The 18685-nt window shown below is 60.0% G+C and carries 15 protein-coding genes; 6 read left to right on the top strand and 9 right to left on the bottom strand.

The genetic code is table 11. The features are described from left to right. Positions 1 to 2: 2 nt before the first annotated feature. From glgB to PQR62_RS17650, 4 genes are all read right to left on the bottom strand, one after another. The gene (gene glgB / locus PQR62_RS17665; RefSeq protein WP_408159299.1) at positions 3 to 2456 is read right to left on the bottom strand and encodes a 1,4-alpha-glucan branching protein GlgB; all 2454 of its coding nucleotides are present in this window, start codon (positions 2454 to 2456) and stop codon (positions 3 to 5) included. Positions 2457 to 2629: 173 nt separating this feature from the next. Then, positions 2630 to 2881, bottom strand: a complete 252-nt coding sequence (locus PQR62_RS17660; RefSeq protein ID WP_408159298.1) for a hypothetical protein — start codon at positions 2879 to 2881, stop codon at positions 2630 to 2632. A 143-nt stretch (positions 2882 to 3024) separates the two neighbouring features. Then, positions 3025 to 4566 carry a glycogen synthase GlgA gene (gene glgA / locus PQR62_RS17655; RefSeq protein WP_408159297.1) on the bottom strand — a complete coding sequence of 514 codons (1542 nt, stop codon included), beginning with the start codon at positions 4564 to 4566 and terminating at the stop codon, positions 3025 to 3027. A gap of 710 nt (positions 4567 to 5276) precedes the next feature. Further along, complete coding sequence (locus tag PQR62_RS17650; RefSeq protein ID WP_408159296.1) at positions 5277 to 5504, bottom strand: dodecin; 228 nt, start codon at positions 5502 to 5504, stop codon at positions 5277 to 5279. 509 nt (positions 5505 to 6013) lie between these two features. Here PQR62_RS17650 and PQR62_RS17645 point away from each other — a divergent pair. Continuing rightward, positions 6014 to 6208, top strand: a complete 195-nt coding sequence (locus PQR62_RS17645) for a hypothetical protein (RefSeq protein ID WP_408159295.1) — start codon at positions 6014 to 6016, stop codon at positions 6206 to 6208. A 152-nt stretch (positions 6209 to 6360) separates the two neighbouring features. Here the strand turns inward: PQR62_RS17645 and PQR62_RS17640 are convergent, their stop codons facing one another. Both PQR62_RS17640 and PQR62_RS17635 read right to left on the bottom strand, forming a co-directional pair. Further along, positions 6361 to 6903 carry a DUF4186 domain-containing protein gene (locus tag PQR62_RS17640; protein WP_408159294.1) on the bottom strand — a complete coding sequence of 181 codons (543 nt, stop codon included), beginning with the start codon at positions 6901 to 6903 and terminating at the stop codon, positions 6361 to 6363. A gap of 252 nt (positions 6904 to 7155) precedes the next feature. Continuing rightward, a complete protein-coding gene (locus PQR62_RS17635; RefSeq protein ID WP_408159293.1) occupies positions 7156 to 7299 on the bottom strand; it encodes a hypothetical protein in 144 nt (47 codons plus the stop codon). Between the two features lie 274 nt (positions 7300 to 7573). Between PQR62_RS17635 and PQR62_RS17630 the strand changes: the two genes are divergently transcribed. Then, entirely contained in the window at positions 7574 to 8860 is a 1287-nt protein-coding gene (locus PQR62_RS17630) for an MFS transporter (RefSeq protein ID WP_408159292.1), read from the top strand. An 81-nt stretch (positions 8861 to 8941) separates the two neighbouring features. On the opposite strand, the gene PQR62_RS17625 is transcribed toward PQR62_RS17630, so the two are convergent. Further along, on the bottom strand, positions 8942 to 9133 hold the full coding sequence (locus PQR62_RS17625) for a hypothetical protein (RefSeq protein WP_408159291.1): 192 nt from the start codon (positions 9131 to 9133) through the stop codon (positions 8942 to 8944). Between the two features lie 230 nt (positions 9134 to 9363). Here PQR62_RS17625 and PQR62_RS17620 point away from each other — a divergent pair, with 230 nt between their 5' ends. From PQR62_RS17620 to PQR62_RS17605, 4 genes are all read left to right on the top strand, one after another. Beyond that, positions 9364 to 11601 (top strand): NADP-dependent isocitrate dehydrogenase, encoded by a 2238-nt coding sequence (locus PQR62_RS17620; protein ID WP_408159290.1) that lies wholly within the window; start codon positions 9364 to 9366, stop codon positions 11599 to 11601. A 401-nt stretch (positions 11602 to 12002) separates the two neighbouring features. After that, entirely contained in the window at positions 12003 to 13169 is a 1167-nt protein-coding gene (locus PQR62_RS17615; RefSeq protein WP_408159289.1) for a hypothetical protein, read from the top strand. A 118-nt stretch (positions 13170 to 13287) separates the two neighbouring features. After that, the gene (locus PQR62_RS17610) at positions 13288 to 14844 is read left to right on the top strand and encodes an argininosuccinate lyase (RefSeq protein ID WP_408159288.1); all 1557 of its coding nucleotides are present in this window, start codon (positions 13288 to 13290) and stop codon (positions 14842 to 14844) included. Between the two features lie 180 nt (positions 14845 to 15024). Then, positions 15025 to 16926: a peptide transporter gene (locus PQR62_RS17605; RefSeq protein WP_408159287.1), complete on the top strand. Its 1902-nt coding sequence runs from the start codon at positions 15025 to 15027 to the stop codon at positions 16924 to 16926. Here PQR62_RS17605 and PQR62_RS17600 read toward each other — a convergent pair whose 3' ends face one another. Together PQR62_RS17600 and PQR62_RS17595 are read right to left on the bottom strand one after the other, a co-directional pair. Then, entirely contained in the window at positions 16927 to 17841 is a 915-nt protein-coding gene (locus PQR62_RS17600) for a 4'-phosphopantetheinyl transferase superfamily protein (protein WP_408159286.1), read from the bottom strand. It lies immediately after the preceding gene. A gap of 2 nt (positions 17842 to 17843) precedes the next feature. Then, a complete protein-coding gene (locus PQR62_RS17595; protein ID WP_408159285.1) occupies positions 17844 to 18671 on the bottom strand; it encodes a 2,3-dihydro-2,3-dihydroxybenzoate dehydrogenase in 828 nt (275 codons plus the stop codon). Positions 18672 to 18685: the final 14 nt, after the last annotated feature.

Genomic DNA, 18685 nt, shown 5'->3' with positions numbered 1-18685 from the left:
GCCTAGGCCTCCTGCCGCAGGATCAGCGTGGACAGCGGCGGCAGCGTCAGCTCCAGCGAGGCGCGCTGACCGTGCCAGGCACGCGCCTGCGCCTGCACTGCACCGCGATTGCCCATGTTGCTGCCGCCATACACGGCGGCGTCGCTGTTGAGAATTTCCTTCCACACCCCGGGCGTGCCATCGGCTGCCGGCGGCACACCGATGCGATATCCGTGACGCGGCACCGGCGTCATGTTGACGATGGCCAGCAGCGGCGCCGCGCCCGGCTCGCCAAAACGGAAATAAGCAAACACGCTGTTGACGCTGTCATTGCCGACCGCCCAGGCAAAGCCGTCGGCGCTGCAATCCTTCTGATGCATCGCGCCTTCCCTGCGGTAGACGCGATTGAGGTCTCGCACCAGCGTCTGCAACTGGCGATGACGGCCTTGCCCCACCCCCACGGCATGTTCGTGCTCCAGCAGCTCCCATTGCGGCGACTGATCGTGATCGAATTCCTTGTATTGGCCGAATTCGCTGCCCATGAACAGCAGTTTCTTGCCGGGATGAGTCCACATGAAGCCGTAGTAAGCACGCAGATTGGCGAACTTGCGCCAGTCGTCACCGGGCATTTTTTCCAGCATGGTGCCCTTGCCATGTACCACTTCGTCGTGCGAGATCGGCAGGATGAATCTCTCGGAAAACGCGTAAATCAGGCCGAAGGTCAGATCGTGATGATGCGAGCGGCGGAACAAGGGATCGTATTCCATGTAGCGCAGGCTGTCGTTCATCCAGCCCATGTTCCACTTGTAGGTAAACCCCAGGCCATGATGCTGCTGCTGATCGCCCGCGCCGGCGGTGACGCCGGGCCAGGACGTCGACTCCTCGGCGATCATCAGCACGCCCGGGCAGCGCTCGGCGACGACCGAATTGAGCTCGCGCAGGAAGGCCACCGCCTCCAGATTCTCGCGTCCGCCGTGCACATTCGGTACCCATTCGCCGGATTTGCGGCTGTAGTCGCGATACAGCATGGAGGCCACCGCATCGACCCGCAGACCGTCGATGTGGAAACGCTCCAGCCACTCCAGCGCGCTGGCGATCAGAAAGCCGCGCACTTCATTGCGGCCGAGATTGAAGATCAGCGTATTCCAGTCCTGATGAAAGCCTTCGCGCGGATCGGCATGTTCGTACAGCGAGGTACCGTCGAACTGCGCCAGGCCATGGGCGTCGCTCGGAAAGTGCGCCGGCACCCAGTCCAGCAACACGCCCAGACCGGCCTGATGGCAGCGATCCACGAAGGCGGCAAAACCGGCCGGTTCGCCGAAACGCGCACTCGGCGCGAACAGTCCTATCGGCTGATACCCCCAGGAGCCGCCGAAGGGGTGCTCCATCACCGGCATCAGTTCCAGATGGGTGAAGCCCATTTCGCAGGCGTACGGAATCAGCGTATCGGCCAGCTCATGCCAGCTCAGATTGCGATTGCCCTGCTCGGGGATGCGACGCCATGACCCGGGATGGACTTCGTAGATGGAGATCGGCGCCCGGGTGTCCTGGCGCAAGGGGCGCTGCGCCATCCACTCGCCGTCGTGCCACTGGAAGTCGGCAGGATCGGCCACCACCGAGGCGGTAGCCGGCGGCAGTTCGGTGGCGCGCGCCACCGGGTCGGCCTTGAGCGGCAACAGCGTGCCGTCGGGCCCGACAATTTCGTATTTGTAGATGGCGCCGGCCGACAGCCGCGGAATGAACAGCTCCCACACGCCTGCAGCATGACGTAGCCGCATGATGTGGCGCCGCCCGTCCCACTGATTGAAGTGCCCTACCACCGAGACGCGGCGCGCATTCGGCGCCCACACCGCGAAGCTGGTGCCGGGTACGCCGTCCACCGTCATGGCGCGTGCGCCCAGACAACTGGCCAGTTCGCGATGCCGGCCTTCGGCCAACAGATGCAGATCCAGCTCACCCAGCAGCAGACCGAAGGCGTAAGGATCTTCGGTTTCCTGCACGCTGATGCTGCCGTCAGCCTGCGGCCACGAAATCAGCAAGCGATAAGGCACCTCAAAGCGGCTGCGGTCGCCCTTGCTAACGTCTTCCACGCGTCCGCAAAACAGGCCGCTGGCTTCGTGCGCAGCGGTCTGCAATTGCGTCAGCTGACCGAGCGAAGCGCCGCTGCTGCGACAGATGACTTCCACTGCGACGGCGCCGGGCTGGAAACTGCGGATGAAAATGGAGTGGGAGGCCGAACCCGGGCCGAAGCCCACCGCGGAAACGGCAATGCCCTGCTCGCCGCGTTCGTGGCTTTCATAACGCGGGCCGAGCAAGGCGAAAGCTTCAGTGAGCTGGCCCTGCAGCAAGGATTTGAAGAGTTGGGTGTGATGGGCATCGTCCGCGGCGATGGCTGCCGCAGCAGCATGGCCGGCGGATGTGCCGTGTGGTTGCGGTGTCGGGGGTTGCCGCGACTCCCGATACTCCAATACGGACATGCAAACTCCTTTGTATTGTTCTTATTGATGGGTTGAGGCGGCACTAGCTGCCAGCCGGATACTTGCGGCTGTCAATAAAGCTGAAATCTTCGCTCGCGACAAAATGCCCTGCAGTTCAATACCGGGAGACGGCCCTGAGGCCGCTCACCCTGTTCAACATCCAGTGTCTGGACTCAATGCGAAAGCGCAGCGCCATCCGGCACCGGCGCAAACAAATCGAGCTGACCGCGAGCTTCGCGCTGGCTCAGAGTCGCAACATCGGCTGAGCCCAGCAGCACGGACGGCGATACATCGCAGTCATCGTGGTCGGCGTCATCGTCAGAATCCTCGAAGTCGCCCTGATCGCCGAATTCGCACACGTGGCGTGAGCTGCTGCTGCGCAGCCATTCGCCGTATTCATTGGCGTTGTATTTTCTTGTCAACATGGCATGGATGCTTTCTCTGCTTACCGGACTGATGTTCCCTGATCGTGCAATGGCATCTCTTGGCAAAACTATCGTCTCCTTGATTACTTCAACAACCGGCCGGCGTGTGACTGACACGCGACACTACCGGACCGGTACTTTCGTCAGGCCGCCGCTGCGACGGCCACTTTCTGCTCAGACTCCGGTTGGCGTGCGGCAAACAGATGGCGCACTGTGTTTTCGGCGACCTGCATGTAAGCGTCCATATAAGAACGGGTCGGGCCGCTCCAATCGCAATCGATGTTCATGGCATTGCGCTGCATGGCCTGCCAGCAAGCGCTGCTGCCATAGATGGTGAAGGCGCGCGCCACGGCATCCTGCATGTCTTGCGCGCTTTCGCCGTCGAACAGCACGCCGGTGGCGGCGGTCGGAAGGCCTTGCGGCAGTTGATCGGCCGGGCCGGCGTCGTTGATGGTGTCGACCAGACCGCCGACACGCGAACCGATAGGAATCGTGCCGTAACGCATGGCGTAGATCGGGGTCAGCCCGAAGGGTTCGAAGCGTGTTCCGTGCAACAGCATGTCGGAACCGGCGTGCAGTGCATGTGCGCGGCGTTCGTCGTAACCGATATGAACGCCCATGCGACCGCTGTAGCGTTCGGCCAGTTGCAGGAAACCCTCTTCATACTGGCGATCGCCGCAACCCAGGACCACGACCTGCAGGCGCTGATGACGCTCAAGAATGGCCGGCAGTGCTTCGATGACAACATCGGCCATCTTCTGATGCGAGATGCGGCTGCCGATACCCAGCACCGGCGCGAACGGGTCAGCCGGCAACAGACCGAACAAAGTCTGCAGATCGCGCTTGCAGACATTCTTGCCCTTCATATTGTCGGAATCGAAATGTGCCGCGATCAATTGATCTGCACGCGGATTCCACAGCGCGTCGTCGATTGCATTCGGGATGGCGCGCAGATCCGCCTTGCGGAAATTGAGCACGCCTTCCATGCCGTAGCCGAAACGCGAAGTCAGGATTTCCTGTGCGTAATTCTTGCTGACGGTGGAAACGCAATCGGCGAAGCGGATGCCGGCCTTGAGGAAACTGATCTTGCCCCAGTATTCGACGCCGTCTTCGGTCAGCATGTGCGGCGGAATACCGATCTGCTCGGCCACGCTCATATCGTAATTACCCTGGAACGCCAGGTTGTGGATGGTCAGCATGCTGCCGACATGATCCAGGCCGCGCAGCTTGAGCAGCAAGGGAATCAGCGCCGCGTGCCAGTCATTGGCGTGCACTACGTGCGGCACTTCCAGCCCGGTCTGGCCGGCGCAGATGGCGACTGCGGCATGCGACAGGTCGGCAAAACACACCGCGTTGTCGTCAAACTCCACGCCGCTCTGGTCGACGTAAGGATTGGCGTCGCGGCGGCGGAAGCGTGCGGTGTCGAGCAGAATCGCCGGCACGTCGGTGCCGGGAATCGTGCCGCGCAGCAGGCGCCCGGGACCACCCGGCAGCACCGCGTCAAATTGAACAGGCTGCACTTCACCCAGATTCTTCATCGCTTCGGGATACCCCGGAATCAGCACGCTGGCATCGACGCCGGCGTTGCGCAGCGAAATGGCGAGCGCAGTGATGACGTCGGCCAGGCCCCCGGTTTTGACGAGCGGCACGGCCTCTGAACTGACTAACAGAACTCGAGCTTGCAAGATATTTCCCCTCAGATAGATACGGATCGGATTCGTAAAAGCACGACGGGCACCACAGGCACCACAGGATTTGTTGGCTTGCCGAACCGTTCGCCACCAATGTCGAGCTCAGTGGCAACTGCATTCGGATCACCCGGTTCCGCACCACGCTGTAGACAGTCTTGAACCTGTCTTGCCCGGAAACCTTGACGCCCGCTTTTTGAATTGCGATGAAGTATTATTTTTTGCGCCGATGTTTGACGTTATAAAACTCGGCGCGCCGCGCCACTATCAGCGAGATGCGCAACGTTGCGTAGGATGAATCCTACTGTTGCTGCAATGCGATTTTTGGCGCTCGCACAAGCTCATCTGTGGACGCGGATATTGAGAGACCGCAGCGATATTTTTTGTGCAAGAAATGCGGTAGCCCGGCCATAAATCATGTCGTGCTCGACTGTGAAGACCCTTACCGATACGGCACTTCCGGCCGATCATGATCTCGCGCCCTGATGCTCTTCAACTTATTTTTTACACATTGATTGAGTCGGCCTATGGGAAAGCAATGCAAATAATCAAAACGCATGAACATTGAAAATTATTTAGCATCGATCTTTCCAGCTGCATAAAAAACGCGCGACACAGTGGTCGCGCGTTGATCCGTCGAAACTCAGCAGCAGAAATATACGCACAATTTCCGCCTGGTCCTTGCCTCAAAAGCAGGTGCAGGCGGATCAGTCCTCGATGCGGAAACCGACCTTGAGCCCGACTTGGAAATGGCCGATCTTGCCGTCTTCCACATGGCCTCGACATTCGGTCACCTCGAACCAATCGACGTGCTTGACGGTTTTGGCGACGTCGGCAATCGCGTTGCGAATGGCGTCATCGCTGCCTGTCGGCGAACTGCCGACCACTTCGATGACCTTGTAGGTATTGGCATTGCTTTGCTTGTCCTTGCTCACGGGCAGCTCCTTTTCTTGTAGGGAATGATGAAACAGATGGCACATCAGATTCATGAACTTCATGAAAGATGGCGCTGCATGCCATTGCCCGCATGAACAAATCACCTGCCGGAATTCGCGATTTGCAATTTGCTTGCCGGGCGGCTGATGCATGCCGATAGCTCACATCATCCTAATGAATCCCGGCGGGCACTGGTATCGGCCTTGCTCCCATACGCCTGTAAGAATGCGCGCGGCTCGCATCTGCCGGGCGCGCTTATCACCTTATTTTCATATTGCAGCGCACGCGATGCTCGCAAATTGCTGCACAGCTCAGCCACGAAAGGCATCCTGTCTCGCCCCGTTTTACTTCATGGATTCCTACAAAGAGAAGCGGAGAACGCTTATACAGCGCACCAAGCTCAGGCAGTAGACTTTTGTCGAACGCCGCAGTCCGCCAGTCCGCATTGGACGCAATGATTTCTGCATCGCCCTTCCAGCACCTTCCGCAATCCAGACAGGAGTTCATCATGGCTAACAAATCAGCACCGGCAAGCAAGACCCAGTTGCAGTCTCCGAAAGCACAGGCGGTCGCCGCCAGCGTAGGCGTCTCGGAACCGGAAAACGAGCTGTTCAATGAAGATGCAGCGGCCGCCCGCCATTTGACGGCGATACGCATTCGCGGCCAGATCGCCGATTTCGACGGCGAACAGCCCGCGGCCTGAGTCCATAAGAAGACGCTTGCCACCCAGAATTTAAAGCAGGAGAAGTCGCAGGAGACAAACCGCGCGGGCTTGAATGCTTTACCCAAGTATCCATCACCGCCGCGGTTTCATATCAAGATGACAATGACCGACAGGTCTTTGTCGCCAACCGGTCAGAACAGGCTTCCTTGCCTGGGCTGGCCGGTTTTATTTTGGAGGTCTTTTTTCTTTGCTTTGCGCTTCGCCACGGGCGCATCCGGGATAGCGGGGTCAGCCTGCGCGCGTTCGTTTTCCAGTTGCAGCCAATGCACGATCACCTCCACCACATATGCTTGCTGCTGCGCGCTCAATAGCACGCCCGGCGTCAAGCCATGCCATTTGCCCAGGCATGTGCGGCAACAGGTAGCGGTCGCATGCTGCGCCACAAAGACCGGATGACCGCGCCACGGCGTCTGCTTGCCGTCATTGACCGGATGCGCCGGCGCCAGCCGCTGCGCGATGAATTCGCCGGCATGCTGCGCCATCTGCGGCAAACCTTGCTTGCGCAGATACTGCAGATCGGCGCCGACCAAATGGAATTGACTGCGGAAGGATGAACGCGAGAGCTGTTCGAACACGGCGGCGATGCGGACACTGTCGGCATCGGACCTGGCATTCATTTCTGCTTCGCCTTGCTTGCTCATCATTTCACCCTTGCCGACCGCGTCAGGCAGCATTGTCTCCGCACAAGTCCGACCACTTGGCGCCGCCGATCCGGATTGGCGCGATCGCCCCGACCTCCCCGATGCTGAGAGCTGGATTGGCAGACCGGCAAGCGCTTGGGAAAAGTGAAAAAACGGTGCAGAACTGAAATAATGCGCCGAGCCCCCAACTAAAAGTTAAACTCGAGCCAGGCCCCAGCTTTTCACCCTTTGTGCATGCAAGTCCACATTATTGACATGAATTGCATTGTGGCTGGACACAGCGGCTTAATCCGATTGCAATTTATTCAATGCTTCGGTGGCATCGGGATAGCCCAGCTGCTGCGCCTTTTTGTAGTAGCGCAGGGCTTCGGCTTTGTCGCCGTCTTCGCAGACCACACGCAGCTCACCGTATCGAAAGCTGAATTTCATCACGGCGAAAAACGCCCGGGCATCATGAATCGGCTTCTCAAGACACAGCACCGTAATACGCCAGGGATCTTGCCGCGACGGCAAATAAGTAAAAAAGATAAATCATGAAAGCTTCCAGAAGGGTATGCAGCCCGTTCATGCGATAGACTGCCGCCCACGGACGTTGCACAAAAAATCCCGCGCCAGAGCTCTTGCTCAAAAACAGATGGCCCGATCCCATCGGGCATAACAGAGACAATTCGGAGAGCACCCCGATATAACTCAGAGACAAATCATGACATCTCAAACCTCATCCCCCTCGAAGTTCGCCACGGTCTTGCGTGTCACCAGCGGCAACTTCATGGAAATGTTCGACTTTTTCCTGTTCGGCTTCTACGCCACGCATATTTCCAAGACCTTTTTCCCCAGCGGCAATGAATTTGCGTCGCTGATGCTGACCTTCATGACCTTCGGCGCCGGTTTCCTGATGCGCCCGCTGGGCGCGATCATCCTCGGCGCGTACGTCGACCGCGTCGGCCGTCGCCAGGGCCTGATCGTGACGCTGGCGCTGATGGCGCTGGGTACAGTGCTGATCGCCTTCGTTCCGGGCTACGCCACCATCGGTCTGCTGGCGCCCGCGCTGGTGCTGATCGGCCGTCTGTTGCAAGGCTTTTCGGCCGGCGTAGAGTTGGGCGGCGTGTCGGTCTACCTGTCTGAAATGGCCACGCCCGGCAACAAGGGCTTCTATGTGAGCTGGCAATCTGCCAGCCAGCAAGTGGCGATCATCGTCGCCGCTGCCATCGGCTACGCGCTGAACGTGACTTTGTCGCCGGCCGACGTGTCGGACTGGGGCTGGCGCATTCCTTTCTTCATCGGCTGCATGATCGTGCCGGTGCTGTTCGTGATCCGCCGTTCGCTGCAGGAAACCGAAGAATTCCTGCGCCGCAAGCATCGTCCGAGCACCGGCGAAATCTTCCGCTCCATGATCGAAAACTGGAAGCTGGTGATCGCCGGCATGATGCTGGTGTCGATGACTACCGTGTCGTTCTATCTGATCACGGTCTACACGCCGACCTTCGGCAAGAGCGTACTCAAGCTTTCCACCGAAGACAGCCTGATCGTGACTTTCTGCGTCGGTCTCTCCAACTTCATCTGGCTGCCTATCATGGGGGCGCTGTCGGACCGCGTCGGCCGCCGTCCGCTGCTGATCGTGTTCACCGTGCTGACCATTCTGAGCGCCTACCCGGCCATGAACTGGCTGGTGCATGACGCGACTTTCAGCAAGATGCTGATCGTCGAACTGTGGCTGTCCTTCCTCTACGCCAGCTACAACGGCGCGATGGTGGTGGCGCTGACCGAGGTGATGCCGGTCGATGTCCGCACTGCCGGCTTCTCACTGGCCTATAGCCTGGCTACCGCACTGTTCGGCGGCTTCACACCGGCCATCGCCACCGGCCTGATCGCCTACACCGGCGACAAGGCCGCGCCCGGCATCTGGATGAGCCTGGCGGCCATCTGCGGTCTGCTGGCCACGCTGGTGTTGTACCGCAACAAGGCTTCCAGCCGGACGGTGCCGGCCTGATCTGAAGCGCTTCGGAACTTGTCACTCGCTCAAGAAAGGCTGCCTCGCGCAGCCTTTTTTCACATTCTCTGCAGATTTTTTTCACTTTCCCGGCGGCATGAGCGCCAGCCGGCACACGCTTGCGGCTTTCAGCTGGCCGGATAATTTCCGGTATTTTTCTTTTAAAAACAGCTTCTTAGCCTTACAGCCGAAAAAAATTGACCGCAAGAAGACGGACTCGCTTTGGTCCGCTGTAAAAATTTTCTTCCAACTCTTATAGAAGACTTGAAGCATTTCGTCTCGCTTAGGAGTAAACTAAGCCCTGTTTTTTGCCACCGCATCAGAGGAAAAGACGAATAAAACGCTGCGTCAGGTCAAGCCTGCTTTCATAGAGACAACAAGTTTTTCCAAGGGACCGAGGGGTTCCGGCGCGCAGCAAAGGTAAAGGCATACCGAATGCATCAGCCACAAGCAGACGATGCATTCAGCAGCACCATCAACTCTCCAACTGCAAGGACATCATCGTGACTACTGGTAAATCGACCATCATCTATACGCTGACTGATGAGGCACCGCTTCTGGCGACTTATTCGTTGCTGCCTATCATCAGAACGTTCACTGCCCAGGCGGGTGTCGACGTCGTCGAGAGCGACATTTCGGTGGCGACGCGGATTCTGGCCGAATTTCCGGACAGCCTGACCGATGAGCAGAAAGTGCCGGACAATCTGGCCGCACTGGGCCAGCTGACTCAGGATCCAAGCGCCAACATCATCAAGCTGCCGAACATCAGCGCCTCCGTGCCGCAGCTGCAAGCCGCGATCCGCGAACTGCAATCGCGCGGCTACAAGATCCCCGACCTGCCGGAAGATCCGAAGACCGACGAAGAAAAAGCCATCCTGAAGAGCTACTCCAAAGTGCTCGGCAGCGCGGTCAACCCGGTGCTGCGCGAAGGCAACTCCGACCGCCGCGCGCCGGCCTCGATCAAGCGTTTCGCCCGCAAGCATCCGCACAGCATGGGCGAATGGAGCATGGCTTCGCGCTCCCACGTGGCGCACATGACGCACGGCGACTTCTACCATGGCGAAAAATCCATGACGCTGGAAGCTGCACGCGACGTCAAGATGGAACTGATCGGCAAGAGCGGCAAGACCACCGTGCTGAAGTCCAAGGTGTCCCTGAAGGCCGGCGAGATCATCGACAGCATGTTCATGAGCAAGAAGGCGCTGTGCGAGTTCTACGAAACCCAGTTTGAAGATGCGCGCAAGACCGGCGTCATGCTGTCGCTGCACGTCAAGGCGACCATGATGAAGGTGTCGCACCCTATCGTGTTCGGCCACGCCGTCAAGATTTTCTACAAGGAAGCCTTCGCCAAGCACGGCGCGCTGTTTGAAGAACTGGGCGTGAACGTCAACAACGGTCTGGTCAATCTGTACGAAAAGATCGACACCCTGCCTTCGACCAAGAAGGAAGAAATCATCCGTGACCTGCACGCCTGTCACGAACACCGTCCGGCGCTGGCCATGGTCGATTCGGCCAAGGGCATTTCCAACCTGCACGCACCGAACGACGTGATCGTCGATGCATCGATGCCGGCCATGATCCGTATCGGCGGCAAGATGTGGGACGCCAACGGCAAGCCGCAAGACACCAAGGCGGTGATCCCTGAAAGCACCTTCGCCCGCATCTATCAGGAAGTCATCAACTTCTGCAAGACCAACGGCAACTTCGATCCGACCACCATGGGTACCGTGCCCAACGTCGGCCTGATGGCGCAAAAGGCGGAAGAATACGGTTCGCACGACAAGACTTTCGAAATCACTGAAGACGGCGTTGCCAACATCGTCGATCTGGCCACCGGCGAAGTGCTGCTGACCCAGAACGTCGAGCAAGGCGACATCTGGCGCATGTGCCAGGTCAAGGACGCGCCGATCCGCGACTGGGTCAAGCTGGCCGTGACCCGCGCCCGCAACTCCGGCATGCCGGCCGTGTTCTGGCTGGATCCGTACCGCCCGCACGAAGCCGAACTGATCAAGAAGGTCGAGACTTACCTGAAGGATCACGACACCAAGGGTCTGGACATCCAGATCATGTCGCAAGTGCGCGCCATGCGTTACACGCTGGAACGCGTGATCCGTGGTCTGGACACCATCTCGGTGACCGGCAACATCCTGCGCGACTATCTGACCGACCTGTTCCCTATCATGGAACTGGGCACCAGCGCCAAGATGCTGTCCATCGTTCCGCTGATGGCGGGCGGCGGCATGTATGAAACGGGCGCCGGCGGCTCGGCTCCCAAGCACGTCAAGCAACTGGTGGAAGAAAACCACCTGCGCTGGGACTCGCTGGGTGAATTCCTGGCACTGGCCGTGTCGCTGGAAGACATGGGCATCAAGACCGGCAACAACAAGGCCAAGGTGCTGGCAAAGACTCTGGACGACGCCACCGGCAAGCTGCTGGACAACAACAAGTCGCCTTCGCCCAAGACCGGCGAGCTGGACAATCGCGGCAGCCATTTCTACCTGGCCATGTACTGGGCACAGGAACTGGCCGCGCAGAAGGACGACGCCGAACTGGCCGCCAAGTTTGCCCCCCTGGCAAAGCACCTGACCGAGAACGAGCAGAAGATCGCGGACGAACTCAAGTCGGTGCAGGGCAATGCAGTGGACATCGGCGGCTATTTCCTGGCCGATCCGGTCAAGGTCTCGGCAGTGATGCGCCCAAGCGCCACACTGAACAAGGCTTTGGAACTGGTAAAGGGCTGATTTGCGCCTGTGAAAGACAGGCCACAAGCAAGTACCTAAGCAAATAAGCAAGTACGCAAAAGGGTCGCTCCGGCGGCCCTTTTGCTTTGCTGCGGCGAAATGCAGTGGCAGCACAGCAAGACTCTTCATCCCTGATACTTATTAAGTATCAGAAATACCAAATTCAGATATTTTACATAGCGAAATCACACTTCTATAATCGCGCCACGCACCACAACAAAACCGTGGCGAAACCGGCAGGCAACGGCCTTTCGCATGCGACGGAGACGCTCGCGCTGCATCCGGCACGTTTTCTGCCGCATCCTGAATGTGTCGGCCTTGTTTCTCCATCGCCGTGCCGCGCATTTGCTGCGATTTGCTCCCACTCACCCACAAGGCGCCGGCAACGGCGGATTCAGGACATGGCTGTATCAGCACACCAGCGGCGCGAAACCAGCGCGCCCTCGCCTCAGGCCGAATCCGGCTTTTGCTATCTGCCGGCGCGTCCCGATACCCGGCGCCGCCAGCCTGTGCGCGGCAGGGATATTGCATCCTTCGTACCCGGCATTGCCGCCCTGATTTTCACTCTCATCGCCTTGATGCTGCCCATGCTCCATGCGCGCGCGGCTGACGCTGCTACGCCGGCCACCGTCGGCCAGCGCCAGGTCATCAGCATCGGCGCGGATGCGCCCTATTCCTTTATCACCTTCGCCATCGCCGATCTGCAGAAACCGCAGACCGGCATAACGCGCGCGGTGGTGATTCTGCATGGCGTCAAACGCAATGCCATCGATTACTTCGGCCTCGGCCAGCATCTGCTGCAACTGGCGCAGCTGCCGCCGTCCGCCACATTGCTGCTGGCCCCCAATTTTCTGACGCCGCAAGATGCCAATCTGGTTGCCGACATGCCTCTCTGGCGCCGCGATGACTGGATGCAGGGTCAGGCCTCCGATCAGGGCCGTGCCGGTATTACCTCCTTCCGGGCGCTGGACGATCTGGTGCATTACCTGGCCGATCGCCGGCGCTTTCCTGCACTCAAGGAAATCGTGCTGATCGGCCACTCGGCGGGCGCGCAGCTGATGCAACGCCACGCGGTGATGAACGATCTGGATGCCAGCCTGCAGCAAGCCGGCGTCACGCTGCGCTATATCATTTCCAGCCCCTCGTCTTACGTCTATTTCGAGGCCAGCCGGCCCAGCGGCGAGAGCTTCATCGCGCAGGCCAGCGCGACCTGTCCGGCCTATAACGACTATCGCTACGGCATAGCCAATCCGCCGGCTTATCTGGCCGATCAGCATCTGAGCGGCCAGCAGCTGTTTCAACGCTATGCGGCGCGCCACATCACTTACCTGGTCGGTGCGCGCGACGACAATCCAAGGCACCGTTTCCTCGACAGATCCTGCGGCGCAGCCATGCAAGGCGCGACACGGGTCGAGCGTCAACAGAACTTCATGCGCTACGAGCGCTTCCTGTCGGCCAAGTGGAATATCCCTGTGGATCATCCCGAGTTCGAAGTGCCGGGCGCCACCCACGACGCCAATCGCGTCTATGGTTCGGAAGCGATCGCGCGCAAACTGTTTCCGCAATAAGCAGCGCAGGCCGGCGCTGCCCGCGGCGCCGGCTTTTTCCTTGCAATTGCCATGCTGTTGACTGTCGGCACAGACCGACAGCATTCAATCATCTCAAATCCATCCATGGAGGAAGACAATGAAATCCACATCCACCAGTCCCTTGCAATCCACATTGCAGCCGTTCAGTTCAATCCGGCGTCTCAGCCGAATGGCATTGATACCGTTATGGATGCTGACCACCAGTAGCGCCACTGCGGCCGACAAGGCTTCGCCGGCAGATCACGACAACTTCTATTTCCTCGGCGAAATGAACAAGGCCTCTACCGTGATGACCATAGAAAACAGGATCGTGCCGCCGGAGCTGGGCAAGAAGATCGTTTCGGCGGTCGATCAGGTCATCAAGAACGGTGATCAGCCGGGCGCAAAACGTCCTGCCGACTATCTGCAATATGAGCCGCTGATCCTGGCCATCGCCGGGCCGGACGGTTCGCGCATGCACTCCGGCCGCAGCCGACAGGACATCCTGTCGACCACGCGCCGCCTGATGCAGCGCGAGCGCGTGTTGAATCTGATGGAGCAGATGAACAAGTCGAAGGCGGTCTTCCTCAATCTGGCGGCCGACAATCTGGACACCATCGTGCCGGCCTACACCAACGGCGTGCAGGCGCAGCCGACCACCTATGCCCACTATCTGCTGGCCTTCGCCGCCGTGTTCGGGCGCGACGCCACGCGCTTCAAGGAGGCCTATGCACGGCTGAATCTGAACCCGCTGGGTGCCGCGGCGCTCGGCACCTCCAGCTTCGATGTCGACCGCAATCGTCTGGCCGAGCTGCTGGGCTTCGACGGCCCGGTGGAAAACTCCTATGACGCCGCACAACTCGGCGCGCTGGATACCGGCGTCGAGCTGGTCGGTATCTGCAGCAATGCCGCGCTGACCATCGGCTTGCTGATGCAGGACATTCACACCCAATACCACACGCCCTATCCCTGGATCATGATCCGCGAAGGCAAGCTGACCGGCACCAGCAGCATCATGCCGCAGAAGCGCAATCCTTACGGCATCAACGTGCTGCGCCTGCAGGCCAGTGAAGTGGTGGGCAGCGCCATGACGTTTCAGGTGGAGGCGCACAATGTCTCGCCGGGCATGCCCGACTACAAGCGCGATCAGGTCGAGAAGACACTGGACCTGACGGCCAATTCCTTCACCAAGCTGGCCGATCTGATGAGCAATCTGGTGATCGACAAGAACCGCGCGCTGCAGGAGGTCGATGCCGACTATTCCACCACCACCGAGCTGGCCGACGTGCTGCAGCGCGACTCCGACGTGCCGTTCCGCGTGGGCCATCACTTCGCCTCGGATCTGGTGACCTATGGCCGCATCAACAAGATGAAGCCGGCCGACATTCCCTTCGAGGAAGTGCAAAAGATTTATGGCGAAGCGCTCAAGGCCTTTGACTTTGATCATGCCCAATTTCCGCTGTCGCAGGCGCAGTTCCGCAAGACGCTGACGGCGCAGAACATGATCGACTCCAGCAAGGGCCTGGGCGGCCCGCAGCGCGCCGAAGTCGAGCGCATGCTGACGGCAGAACGCGCGCGACTGGCGCAGGATGAGCAATGGCTGAAGGGACAGCGCCGAAAACTGGCGGATGCTTCCGCCAATCTGGACAAGACTTTTTACAAGCTGGGGCAATAAGCTTCAGCCGGGAGTCAAGCGCGATTCCTGCCCTGAAAGTCGCCGGCCCGATGCAATCGGACTGGCGAAGCAGGAACAATGGCGGCACAATGCCGCCATTGTCTTGTCTGCACTTTGCCGCTGAAACTCGGAGCGGCTGCAGATCCGGCGCAGATCCGGCCCCCTCAGTCCAGACCGCTCATGACCACAGAAATCTTCTCGCTGGAAAAATTCGAATACCTCTGCTACTCGCGCCAGCAAGAGCCCGCCGCGCGCCAGCTGGTGCAACTGCTGCTCCTGATCGATCGCAATTACGGCAAGCTGGACGGCCATTTCTCGCTGTCGGTGTCGCCGGCCGTGCCGCCCGCCGCGCTCGAACAGCATGTGCTGACGCGCGTGACCAGCGCGATTTCGGCGCTGTTTTCCGATCCCGGCTTTCACATCAGCCCGGACGGTTTCGGCCAGTTGATCAACTTCCAGCGCTGGCTGTCGTCACTGTTCGGCGCCAGCCATTTCATTCATTGTGATCACATCCTGCGCTCGCTCAATCTGCTGGGCCACGACGCCGGCGAATTTCAGCTCAAACCGCTGGATCTGGTCAAATTCTGCGTGTTGTATTCGCCGGAGTCCGAACTGCCGCTGGACGTGGAGTTGCTCTGGCAACAGAACAAGCAACTGGCGGCGGCGCTGTTCATGGCGCTGCTGTCGCCGCGCTTTCTCGGCACACCGGCGGCGCACTCCAAGCGCGAAGCCCTGCTCGGCTGGCTGCCCGAGCGGCTGGAAGAAATCGACAGCATCGACGCGCTGCCGGTAGCCATCGTGCACGACGTCTACATGCATTGCAGCTATGCCGATCTGCCGCAGCGCCACCGCATCAAGACCGCCATCTGCCGTCTGATCGAAAAGAAACTGACCGCGGCAGGAATCGACGGCTTGCCGGAGGTCGTATCAACGCCTCTCGCGTCTTCATCGGAGCAGGCAAGCAAGCCGGTGATGCTGGTGCTGCTGGAATGGTTTTCGGGTGGCCATTCGATTTACCGCACGCATTCCAAGAGCATGGAAGCGGCGCGTCGGCATTTCCGGCTGGTGGCGGTCGGTTACGCCCCCAACGTTGATGAACTGGGCCGCGCGGTGTTCGACGAATTCATCGAACTGGCTACGCCCGGCGACATGCTGGCCTGCCTGCGTCAGGTACAGGAGATCGCGGCGCAGCAGCGGCCGCAGGTGTTTTACATGCCCAGCGTCGGCATGTTCCCGATCACCATGTTTGCCGCCAACCTGCGCCTGGCGCCGCTTCAGGTCGCCGCGCTCGGCCATCCGGCCACCACCGGCTCGCGCCATATCGATTACATCAGCGTGGAAGAAGATTTTGTCGGCGACCCGGCCTGCTTCAGCGAAAAGCTGCTGACGCTGCCGGCCGACGGCCAGCCTTATCGCCCGTCGGCAATCCCGTTCAAGCTGCCGATACTGGTGCGCGCCGACCGGTCCTACGTCAACGTCGCCATCGCCGCCACCACCATGAAACTCAATCCGCGCTTCCTGATGGCCTGCCAGAAGATCGCCGAACTGGCGGCACAGGCCGGCGAAGGGGGCCGCCAGGCAAAGCAGATCCGTTTCCATTTCCTGATCGGTCAGGCGCAGGGCCTGCTGTTCCCGCAATTGCAGCGCCTGATCCTGCGCTACGTGCCGGGCGCCAGCGTCTATCCGCATCAGCCGTATCAGGAATATTTGTCGGTCTTCAATCAGTGCGACATGTTCCTCAGCCCGCTGCCCTTCGGCAACACTAACGGCATCATCGACGCCTTCACGGTCGGCCTGCCGGGCGTCTGCAAGACCGGGCCGGAAGTGTTCGAGCACATCGACGAAGGCCTGTTCCGCCGTGTCGGCCTGCCCGACTGGACCATCGCCGCGACGCTGGACGACTACATCCTCGCCGCCGTGCGCATGGCCACCGACTTCAGCGCGCGCGATGCCTTGTACCGCCACCTGCAACAGCCGGCGCATCTGCAAAAGCTGTTCAATGGCCGGCCGGAATCATTGGGGGATGCGTTGATGGGGCTGTTGAGCGAATTCGGAAATCAGGCACCTGCTGCGGCCGGATGATCAGCGGGCTTGCAAAGTAGAAGACGCAGAAAAAACCGAGGACGCGGAAGATGCGCTGCTTGCCACCTCCTTGATTGCGACGACGCACTCCGAGGCCAGTGGAATCATCTCGCGCAGCGTCAGGCCGTGTGGCGCCGATGGCGCGCTCACTGCACAGATCGACACGATGTAAGCGCCTGCCAGCGGGATCTGCCAGAACTGTAAAGCCGGCTTCGATGCCGCTGTTTCATCCGCGTCGAAATTACACTCCGCACTCCGGCTCATGGCCGGATCAACGATAAAGCCTATCGTCTGCGCATCCGGAAAATCGAAGGCACACAGACTCAGCGGCCGGGACAAACCGCAGCCGCACGCCTTCAGAAAAGCCTCTTTCAAGGTCCAACAGCAATAGAAGCGCCGTCGCCGTTCGGCCTCGGGCAAATTCGCCAAAGCAGTACGCTCCGAAGCGGCGAAGAAGGCGGCAGCGATGTCGTCGACGGCGAAATCATTCCGGGCCAATTCGATATCTACCCCAACTTGGCCGCCCTGCATCACGCCCATCAGGATCATGCCCTCGGTATGCGCGAGATTGAAGGACAGCGCGCGCGCCGCCGGATAGCGCTCAAACAGAGCGTCCGTAATCTGCGGCTTGCCACAGGCATTGAAACTGAAGCGCCACATGGCCGGCGCCAGCGGCAGGTAGCGCGACAGCACCGTACGCTGCAAGGCGCGCGTCAGCAAGTAGCGGCGTTGCAGCGCGGCACCGCGCAACTGCTGCATGCGTTCAAGTTCGCCCGGCGTGAGCAACTGCCGGTATTGCGCCAACAAACTGCCGTCAACTGCGGCTTCCGGGCAATACCAGAGGTCGATAGAAGGAGGGACGGACGGCGTCAGGCTTATGGCGAGGCGTTCAGATCGTGCGCGGCGGTGGCGCAATTTCAGCGCGCATCCAGCGTGGCACCGCCATCTACGCGCAGGTCGTGCATGGTGATGTGACGCGCACGATCCGAAGCCAGAAAGCAGATGCTCTGTGCGATGTCGTCAGCGCTGGCGATACGGCCAAGTGGAATTCCCAGCCTATATTGATCGAGCCGGCCGCGTATCACTGCGCCGGCATCGTCCGGCGCAGACCATAGCTGGCGCTGCATCTCCGTATCGGTCGAACCCGGCGACACGCTGTTGCAGCGGATACCGTAAGGCGCCAGTTCCAGTGCCAGACAACGTGTAAATTGCATGCTGGCGGCCTTGGAGGCGGCATAGGCCGCCATCCCCATGCGCGGCGTGGCGGCGGCATTGGAGCCAACCGTCACGATCACACCGCAGCGGCGCGGCAGCATGCGCTGAGCCACCGCCCTGGACAGGCGAAATACGCCGCCGGTATTGACCGCCATGCTCTGCTCCCAGTCCTCATCGCTGATTGTGGTCACCTCGCCCATACGCAGAATACCGGCCACATTGATCAGAATGTCGATCGCACCCAGCTCACGCTCGACGCGTCCGACTGCAGCATTTACCTCATTGCTAAGGCTGACATCTGCGGTCAGCGCGAGCGGCCGCACAGAGCCATCCGGTGCAGCGGCAGCAAACTCATCAAGCAATAGCTGCAATTTGTCCGACTGACGATCCAGCAAAGCCAGGCCGGCGCCGCCGAGGTACATGGCGCGCGCAACCGCCGCACCTATGCCTTGCGCCGCGCCGCTGATCAGTACGACTTTTCCCCTGAACTCCGCCTTATCTATCGTGGCCATCATTTCAGTCTTCTCCATTTTTTCTTCATGCA

This window comes from Herbaspirillum lusitanum, assembly GCF_046025995.1.
In the GTDB taxonomy this organism is placed as follows: domain Bacteria; phylum Pseudomonadota; class Gammaproteobacteria; order Burkholderiales; family Burkholderiaceae_D; genus Herbaspirillum; species Herbaspirillum lusitanum_A.
Note: the sequence above shows the minus strand (reverse complement) of the source record. Positions and strands in the feature narration are given on the sequence as shown.